This window comes from Streptomyces sp., from assembly GCF_031178505.1.
Lineage (GTDB): Bacteria > Actinomycetota > Actinomycetes > Streptomycetales > Streptomycetaceae > Streptomyces > Streptomyces gulbargensis.
Genome location: NZ_JAPSIW010000213.1, coordinates 1 through 9,301 on the forward strand (window position 1 = coordinate 1; position 9,301 = coordinate 9,301).

The 9,301-nt window shown below is 74.2% G+C and carries 5 protein-coding genes; 1 reads left to right on the top strand and 4 read right to left on the bottom strand.

The window, feature by feature from the left end; genetic code table 11:
* Both RIF68_RS16330 and RIF68_RS16335 read right to left on the bottom strand, forming a co-directional pair.
* Window positions 1–1,652: ABC transporter ATP-binding protein (locus RIF68_RS16330; protein ID WP_309051988.1), on the bottom strand; the 1,652-nt coding region annotated here is incomplete at its 3' end.
* Complete coding sequence (locus RIF68_RS16335; protein WP_309051989.1) at window positions 1,649–3,451, bottom strand: ABC transporter ATP-binding protein; 1,803 nt, start codon at window positions 3,449–3,451, stop codon at window positions 1,649–1,651. The genes RIF68_RS16330 and RIF68_RS16335, both read right to left, overlap by 4 nt.
* A 190-nt stretch (window positions 3,452–3,641) precedes the next feature.
* On the opposite strand from RIF68_RS16335, the gene RIF68_RS16340 reads away from it, so the two are divergent.
* Window positions 3,642–5,249 (top strand): peptide-N4-asparagine amidase, encoded by a 1,608-nt coding sequence (locus RIF68_RS16340; RefSeq protein ID WP_309051990.1) that lies wholly within the window; start codon window positions 3,642–3,644, stop codon window positions 5,247–5,249.
* A gap of 51 nt (window positions 5,250–5,300) precedes the next feature.
* Here the strand turns inward: RIF68_RS16340 and RIF68_RS16345 are convergent, their stop codons facing one another.
* Together RIF68_RS16345 and RIF68_RS16350 are read right to left on the bottom strand one after the other, a co-directional pair.
* Window positions 5,301–6,719 (bottom strand): Gfo/Idh/MocA family oxidoreductase, encoded by a 1,419-nt coding sequence (locus tag RIF68_RS16345; RefSeq protein ID WP_309051991.1) that lies wholly within the window; start codon window positions 6,717–6,719, stop codon window positions 5,301–5,303.
* Window positions 6,720–6,967: 248 nt separating this feature from the next.
* On the bottom strand, window positions 6,968–9,301 hold a 2,334-nt coding region (locus tag RIF68_RS16350), incomplete at its 5' end, for an FAD-linked oxidase C-terminal domain-containing protein (RefSeq protein WP_309051992.1).

The window sequence follows — 9,301 nt, forward strand, 5'->3', positions numbered from 1 at the left end:
AGGCGGTGCGCGATGGCCACCACCGTCCGCCCGTCCAATACCCGGCTCAGGGAGCGCTCCAGGTGGCGGGCCGCCCGCGGGTCGAGCAGGGAGGTCGCCTCGTCCAGAACCAGGGTGTGCGGGTCCGCGAGCACCAGGCGGGCCAGGGCGACCTGCTGGGCCTGCGCCGGGGTCAGCGTCCGGCCGCCCGAGCCGACCTCGGTGTCGAGGCCCGCGTCCAGGCCCCGCGCCCAGCCCTCGGCGTCCACGGCCGACAGCGCGGCCCACAGCTCCTCGTCGGTGGCGTGCGCCCGGGCCAGGCGCAGGTTGTCCCGCAGGGAGCCCACGAAGACGTGGTGCTCCTGGTTGACCAGGGCCACGTGCGAGCGGACGCGCTCGGCCGGCATCCTGGCCAGTTCCGCGTCCCCGAGCGTGACCGATCCGGCCCGGGGCGCGTAGATTCCGGCGAGCAGCCGCCCGAGGGTGGACTTGCCCGCCCCGGACGGGCCGACCAGGGCCAGCCGGGTCCCGGGCGCCACGTCCAGCGACACCCGGTGCAGCACGTCCGCACCCTCCCGGTAGCCGAACCGGACCTCCTCGGCCCGGACCGCCCGGCCCTCGGGCCGTACCGCCGCGTCACCCGCCTCCGGCTCGATGTCCCGGACGCCCACCAGCCGGGCCAGCGACACCTGCGCGACCTGGAGTTCGTCGTACCACCGCAGCACGATCCCGATCGGGTCGACCAGCATCTGCGCGAGCAGCGCACCCGTCGTCAGCTGGCCGACGTCGATCCAGCCCTGGAGGACGAAGACCCCGCCGAGCAGCAGGACGGAGCCCAGCACCGTGGTGTGCGTCAGGTTGACCACGGGGAACAGCACCGAGCGCAGGAAGAGCGTGTAGTTCTCCCACGCCACCCACTGGGAAATACGCCGGTCGGAGAGGGCGATCCGGCGCGCGCCCAGGCGGTGCGCCTCGACGGTGCGGCCCGCGTCGACGGTCTCGGCGAGCGCGGCGGCCACCGCCGCGTACCCCGCGGACTCCGAGCGGTACGCGGACGGGGCCCGCCGGAAGTACCAGCGGCAGCCCGTGACGAGCAGCGGCACCGCCAGCAGGGCGGCGAGGGCGAGCGGCGGTGCCGTCACCGCGAGGCCGCCGAGCAGCAGGCCCGCCCAGACGACACCGATCGCCAGTTGCGGCACGGCCTCCCGCATCGCGTTGGCGAGCCGGTCGACGTCCGTCGTGATCCGGGACAGCAGGTCACCGGTCCCGGCCCGCTCGAGGACGCCCGGGGGCAGCCCCACCGAGCGGACCAGGAAGTCCTCGCGGAGGTCGGCGAGCATCTCCTCGCCGAGCATCGCGCCCCGCAGCCGGACGAGCCGCACGAACACGGTCTGTACGAGCAGAGCGATCGCGAACAGGGCGACCGTGCGCTCCAGATGGAGTTCGCGCGCCCCCGCCGCGAGCCGGTCGACCACCGATCCCAGCAGGTACGGCCCCACCATCGAGGCGATCACCGCCACCGCGTTGACCCCGATCAGCAGGGCGAAGGCCCGCCGGTGACGGCGGAGCAGCTCACGCACGTAGGCGCGGACGGTCGCGCTCGTGGCGACGGGCAGCGTCGTCGCCGTCGTCGGGGCGGCCGGATCGTACTCCGGGGGCGCGGCGCCGATCATGCCGTCTCTCCTTCCCGCGCTTCGCGCAGAGCGGTGCGGCCGGTCGCCGCGGTGAGTTCCTCGTCGGTCTCGCGGGTGACCACGGCCCGGTAGCGCGGTTCGGTGGCGAGGAGTTCCCGGTGGGTGCCGACGGCGAGCGCTTGGCCCTCGTGGACCAGGACCACCCGGTCGGCGCGGTCCAGAAGGAGGGGCGAGGAGGCCAGCACCACCGTCGTCGCGCCCGCGCGCAGCTTCTTGACGCCCTCGGCCACGCGGGCCTCGGTGTGCGAGTCGACGGCGGAGGTCGGTTCGTCCAGGACGAGCACCTCCGGGTCGGTGACGAGCGACCGGGCCAGGGCGAGGCGCTGGCGCTGGCCGCCCGAGAGCGAGCGGCCCCGTTCGGTGATGCGGGTGCGCATCGGGTCGCCGTCACCGTCGACGGAGGCCTGCGCGAGGGCGTCCAGGACGTCTCCGCACTGCGCGGCGGTGAGCGCCTCCTCCGCCCGCACCGCGCCCGAGGACGGCACGTCGAGGAGCTCCCCGAGCGTGCCGGACAGCAGGACCGGGTCCTTGTCCTGGACGAGAACGGCGGTACGGGCGGTCTCCAGGGGCAGTTCGTCGAGCGGGACACCGCCGAGGAGCACCGAGGTGTGGTCCTCGCCGGGATCGGTCGGATGGCCGCCGAGCCGGTCCGCCAGCCGCCCCGCGAGGTCCGGGTCGCCACACACCACGGCGGTGAACCGCCCCGCCGGGGCCAGGACCCCGGTCAGCGGGTCGTACAGGTCGCCGCTCGCCGTGCGCCGCTCGTCCCCGGAGGGCACCGTCGCGCGGGTCAGCGCCAGGACCCGGGCCGCCCGCTTCGCGGAGGGCCGGGAGAAGGCGAAGGCCATCGCGATCTCCTCCACGTTCCGCAGCGGATGGTGGGTGAGCGCCACCGCCCCGTACACGGTCACCAGTTCGCCGACCCCGATCCGGCCGTCGAGGGCGAGCCGCGCCCCGTACGCCACCACGACGATCAGCAGCAGGCCCGGCAGCAGCACCTGCACCGCCGCGATCAGCGCCCACATGCGGGCGCTGCGCACGGCCGCCTCCCGGACCTCCTGGGAGGCGGCCCGGTAGCGGCCGAGGAACAGCTCCTCGCCGCCGATGCCGCGCAGCACCCGCAGGCCGGCGACGGTGTCGGAGGCGAGTTCGGTGGCCCGGCCCGCCTTCTCGCGCTGGACGTCCGCCCGGCGGGTGGCGCGGGGGAGCAGCGGCAGCGCGGCGAGCGCCAGGGCGGGGACGCCGGCGGCCACGACGACCCCGAGCGCCGGCTCGTACACGACGAGCCCGGCGCACACCAGCAGCAGGGTGACCGCGGCGGCGGTGAACCGGGACAGCGCCTCGACGAACCAGCTGATCTTCTCGACGTCACCCGTGGAGACGGCGACGACCTCGCCGGCGGCCACCCGGCGGGTGAGCAGGGAGCCCAGTTCGGCGGTCTTGCGGGAGAGGAGCTGCTGGACCCGGGCGGCGGCCGTGATCCAGTTGGTGACGGCGGTGCGGTGCAGCATGAGGTCACCGACCGCGATCGCCGCGCCGAGCGCCAGGAGCCCCAGCCCGGCCAGGGCCAGCCGCCCGCCGTCCCGGTCGACGACCGCCTGGACGGCGAGGCCGACGGCGAGCGGGAGCCCGGCGACGCCCAGGTTCAGCAGCAGGCCCCAGAGCAGGGACCTCACCTGCCCGCCGAGCTGGCGGCGGCCGAGCCAGAGGAGGAACCGGCCGCCCGAGCGGACGTCGGGGACCCCGGGGTCGGCGTAGGGAAGTTCTCGAATCTGCATGGCGTCCCAGGGTTCCGGGTGCGGACGGTGCGGGGCGCCGGAGTGGTGCGGGGGCGCCCGCGGAACCGTGCAAGGGTCGCTTTCCCGCCGGGAGCGCGGCAATCGATTTTCCCCATCGGGGAACAGATCGCGCCATGTCCGCTCATCGTCCTCTGGACCGCGCCCGGGGACCGCGCTTCACTTCCGCCCCATGAGACCACTCAAGATCATGAGCATGCTCAGCGGTCTGGTGCTCGCCGCCGGCGCTCTCCTCACGGCCCCGCCGGCCGCCGCCGACGGAGCCACCGGTCCCACGCCGCCGGCCGAGTTCACCTCCGACTGGCACGATCCGGTCACCGCCGCCCCGCCCGTCACCACCCCCGGCACCCGCAGCTGCGAGGTGACCCTCGCAGCCGCCCGGTTCCGCGACTTCACGCCGTACCGCGGCACGTACACCCCGCCCAAGGAGTGCGGCACCCGCTGGAACAAGGTCGTCCTCCGCCTCGACGGCCAGGTGAAGGGCCGTCAGTACGACCGGCTCGGCCATCTGTCGCTCGGGGGCGTCGAGATCTTCCGCACCTCGACGCCCCAGCCCTCGCCCGACGGCATCACCTGGTCCGTCGAGAAGGACGTGACCCGCTACCGCGACACCCTCAGCCGGCCGCAGCCCGTCGAGATGCTCATCGGCAACGTCGTGAACGAGACGTACACCGGTGTCCTCGACGTCCGTGTCACCCTCACCTTCCACACCGCCCAGGGCCGCGTGAAGCCCGCCGCCGGTACGCCCGACCGGGTGATCCCCCTCACCGGTCCCACGCTCACCACCCCGCGCAACACCGAGCGCCTGCTCGCCGAGGTGTACGCCACCGGCTCCGGCGGCGGCTGCGAGGAGTACTGGTACCTCTCCGTGCCCGACGCCGCCCCCTACTCCTGCCGCGCCGCCGACGGGCCCCACCGCGAGGTCCGGATCAGCGTCGACGGCAGGCTCGCCGGCATCGCCGCGCCCTTCCCCACCGTCTGGACCGGCGGCTGGTCCAACCCCTTCCTCTGGTACGTCACCCCCGGCCCGCGCGCCTTCGACGTCCAGCCGGTCGTGTACGACCTGACGCCCTTCGCCGCCCTGCTCAACGACGGCGGGGAACACCGCGTGGAGGTCTCCGTCGCCGGCGTCCCGGCCGGCCTCCCCGGCTGGTCCACCCCCACCAACATCCTGCTCTGGCAGGACGAGGGCAGCGAGGTCGTCACCGGGGCCCTCGACCGCCACGAGGAGAGCCGCCCCGTCAACACCCCCGTGTATGCCGCCGGTTCCCCGCACCGTCTGGAGACCACCGCCGACCACCGGCTCACCGTCGCCGGGCACCTGGTCACCTCGCACGGCCGCGTCGACACCACCGTCACCCGCTCCGTCGGCCACAGCTCCGTCCACCGCTGGGGCGAGGGCGAGAACCCCGACGCGCTCACCGCCCGCTGGACCGACCGCGAGACGGTCACCTCCGGGCGCACCGTCACCCGCACCGACCGCACGTACACCATGGACGGCGAGACCACCGTCGGCACCGGCGACCGGCTGCGGACCGTGCTCACCCTCGGGGACCGCGCCGACACCGCCGTCCTCCGGGACGGGCGGCGGCTGTCCTGGTCGCGCCTCGACGACACGTACACCGGTGACGCCACCTACACCACCGGCGTGCCGCGCGACCAGCGGCACGCGATCGGCACCAGCACCGAGCGCTACCGGCTGTACGGCTCCGGGGGCTGCCACGACCGGAGCGTGACGGCCGTCCAGGGCACCGTGACCCAGGACCTGCGGCGCTGCTGAACGCCCGCGTGCCCGGCTCCCGAGCGGGAACCGGGCACGCGTGCCGCCGGATCAGGCGGGCTTGACCGAGTCCATGCCACCGCGGGCCTTGCGCCACTCGCCGCGCGTGAAGTCCGGGATCTCCTGCGGCGCGCCGTCGGCCTTGATGGAGGCGTGGCTCAGCGGCACCGGAGCCGTCCAGGTCGCCGCGTCGTACACGTCGAAGTCCGGGACGAGCCCGAGCCGCATGCACTGCATCAGACGGAAGATCATGATGTAGTCCATGCCGCCGTGGCCCCCGGGCGGGTTGGCGTGTTCCTTCCACAGCCAGTGGTCGAACTCCGCCGCGTAGGCCGCGAAATCGCCCCACTGGTGGTTCTTGTGATCCGGTTCCAGATAGATCCGGGCGGGGTAGTCCTCGAAGACGCCCCGGGTGCCGCCCAGGCTGTTGATCCGGCTGTAGGGGTGCGGCGTGGACACGTCGTGCTCCAGCCGGATCACCCGGCCCTTCGCCGTCCGCACCATGCTGATCGTCCGGTCGGCGCCGATGTACGACTCCTTCCAGCTCGGGTCACCGGGCGGCACGTGCGCCGCCCGGTACTCCGCGAGCCCGAGCGCCGGGGTGCCGAAGCTGCTGATGCTCACCACCCGGTCGCCGCGGTTGACGTCCATGTAGTTGGCGACGGGACCGAAGCCGTGGTTGGGGTACAGGTCCCCGCGCAGCCGGGTGTGCCAGAGCCGGCGCCAGGGGCCCTCGTAGTACGTCGGCGAGAACATCAGCTCGCGCAGGTCGTGGTTGTACGCCCCCGCGCCGTGCAGCAGCTCCCCGAACTTCCCGGCGTGCGCCATCCGCAGCACCCGCAGCTCGTTCCGTCCGTAACAGCAGTTCTCCAGCTGCATGCAGTGGCGGCGGGTCTGCTCGGAGAGGTCCACCAGGTCCCACAGCTCCTCCAGCCGCATCGCGACCGGACACTCCACGCCGACGTGCTTGCCGCCCAGCATCGCCGCCCGCGCCATGGGGAAGTGCAGCTCCCACGGGGTGACCACGTACACGAAGTCGACATCGGTACGGGCACAGAGGTTCTCGTAGTCCTCCTCACCCTTGGTGTAGAGGGCGGGCGCCGGCTGGCCGGCGGCGGTGACCTTCGCGGCGGCCCGCTCGGCCTTCTCGCGCACCGGGTCGCACAGCGCGACGACGCGGACGCCCGGCAGCGCCAGGAAGTGGCCGATCATGCTGTTGCCGCGGTTGCCGAGGCCGATGATGCCGACCCGGACGGTGGACCGCCGCTCGAAGGGCACCCCGGCCATGGTGGCCGCCCGGCGCTTCGGGGCCGCCGCGGTCCCGGCCGGCGACGCCGCCGCGGCCGGCCCGGGGGCGGCGTGGGCGGGGTGACCGCCCAAGGCGCCGAACCCGAGGCCCGCGCCCGCCGCTCCCGCCGTGGTCCTCAGGACGGTACGGCGGCTCGGGTCGCGCGGAGTCTGCTCGTTCATGGAACCTCCAGAACCTGTGTGCACGGCTGTTTCATGAATCCCGCACAGGACCCTGGCCCCCGTGTCCGGGGGTGCGCAAGGGCGTCGGTAGGACTCTTGCGACGGGTAGTTGGACTTTACTGTTCCGGATCACCCGCCGGGCCGCACCGCTGAACGACCGTCACTCGAACATGTGACAGGCCCCTCCCCGAGAAGGGGGAGGGGCCGTTGGCGCCCGGGCCCCGCCGAGGGAGGCGGAGCCCGGCGGATCAGGGCCGCGTCGCCCGTTCCAGGGCGAGGAGCGCCGACACGTACGCCCGCCCCGTGGCCCGCTCCATCCCGATCTCGCACGTCCGGTTGGCCGAAAGGTGCGCGTCGAACGGGCGCGCCGTCACCTCGGCCGCCTCCCGCGCCGTCGCCGAGGCGGTCAGCTCCGGGTGCAGCATGCCCCGGTCGCCGGCGAACGCGCAGCACCCGGCGTCGAGGGGCACCACGACCTCCTCCGCGCACGCCTCCGCCACCGCGGTGAGCCTCTCCTCGTCGCCCAGGTGCCGCATGGAACACGTCGGATGCACCACCGCCGAGTCCACCCTGCGCAGCACCTCCAGGCGGGGCAGCAGTTCGTCCGCCGCCCACACCAGGGAGTCGACCACCGTCAGGGCGGCGTGCAGCTGCCGGTTCTCCCCGGTGAGGTACGGGACGACCTCCCGCGCCAGCCCGAGGGTGCACGAGGACGCGTCCACGACGAGCGGCAGCCGCCCGCCGTTCGTCCACTCCCAGGCCGCCTCCACGATCCGGTTCGCCATCAGCTCGTCGCCCCGCCGGTATCCCTTGGAGTGCCAGATGGTGGCGCAGCACGTACCGGCCACGTCGTCCGGGATCCACACCGGCCGCCCGGCCCGCGCCGACACCGCCACGACCGCCTCGGGCAGCGAGGGACCCGGCACCCCGGCCGGATTCCCGAAGATCCGGTTCACGCAGGCCGGGTAGTAGACGGCGGCGGCACCGGCCCGGACCGTGCGCGGCAGCCGCCGTGCCGCGGCGGCCGGGATCTCCGGCAGCCACTCCGGTACGAGGTCGGGCCGCACCGCCCTGCGGGCGAGGCCCGTCAGCCGCTCCAGGGCGCGGTCCCCGATCCGGCCCGCGGCGCCGAGGACGAGCCGCGCGGAGGCCTCGACGGCCCGGAAGTTCCGCGCGGCCAGGGCGGCGAGGCGCTCCTCGCGCGCCGAGTGCCGCGTGTGCCGGAACTCCCGCATCAGCGCGCCCGTGTCGATCCCCACCGGGCAGTCCAGCGCGCATGTCGAGTCACCCGCGCAGGTGTCCACCGCCTCGTAGCCGTACGCCGCCAGCAGCCGCGCCTCGACCGGAGAACCGGGCGCCTGCCGCATCATCTCCCGGCGCAGCACGATCCGCTGGCGCGGAGTGGTCGTCAGGTCACCGCTCGGGCACGTCGGTTCGCAGAAGCCGCACTCGATGCAGGGGTCGGCGATCCGCTCCACGGCCGGGATGGTCTTCAGCCCGCGCAGATGGGCCTGCGGGTCCCGGTCCAGGACGATCCGCGGGGCGAGGACCCCCTCCGGATCGATCAGCTCCTTGGTCCGCCACATCAGCTCGGTCGCCCGCGGCCCCCACTCCAGCTCCAGGAACGGCGCGATGTTCCGCCCGGTGGCGTGCTCGGCCTTGAGAGAGCCGTCGAAGCGTTCCACGGTCAGTTTGCAGAACTCGTCCATGAACGCGGCGTACCGCTCCACGTCCGAGGGGTCACCCGCGTCGAAGGCCAGCAGGAAGTGCAGGTTGCCGTGGGCCGCGTGTCCGGCGACGGCGGTGTCGAAGCCGTGGCGGGCCTGGAGGTCGAGCAGTTCCGCACAGGCCTCGGCGAGCCGGTCCGGCGGCACCGCGAAGTCCTCGGTGATCAGCGTCGTGCCCGAGGGGCGGGCCCCGCCGACGGCCGTCACGAAGGCCTTGCGGGCCTTCCAGTAGCCGTTGATCCGCCCCGGGTCCCGGGTGAGGGCGTTGTCGGCCGACGCCACCGGGGAGACCGTCCCGAGGCCGTCGAGGACGTCTCGCGCCGCCCGTTCGTACGCCTCCAGGGCCACCGTGTCCGGAGCCCGGAACTCGACCAGGAGCGCCGCCGTCCCGTCCGGCAGCTCCGCCCAGTCGGCCGGCACGCCCGGCACGCTCACGGAGGCGCGCAGGGTGTTGCCGTCCATCAGCTCGACCGCGCGCGCCCCGGCCCCGGTGAAGTGCGGCACGGCCGCGGCGGCGGCCGTCAGGGAGGGGAAGAACAGCAGGCCCGCGCAGACCGCGCGGTCCAGCGGCAGGGTGTCGAAGACGACCTCGGAGATGAAGCCGAAGGTGCCCTGGGAGCCGACCATGAGGCCCCGCAGGATCTCGGCCGGCGTGGCCCCGTCGAGGAAGGCGTCGAGCCGGTAGCCGTTGGTGTTCTTCAGGGCGTGCTTGGCCCGGATGCGCGCGGTCAGCTCCGCGTCGGCCTCGATCTCCGCCTTCAGCGCCAGGAGACCGGCGCAGAGCCTCGGCTCGGCGCGGGCGAGCGCCGCGTCGGCGTCGGGGGCGCCGGTGTCCACGATCGTCCCGCTCGGCAG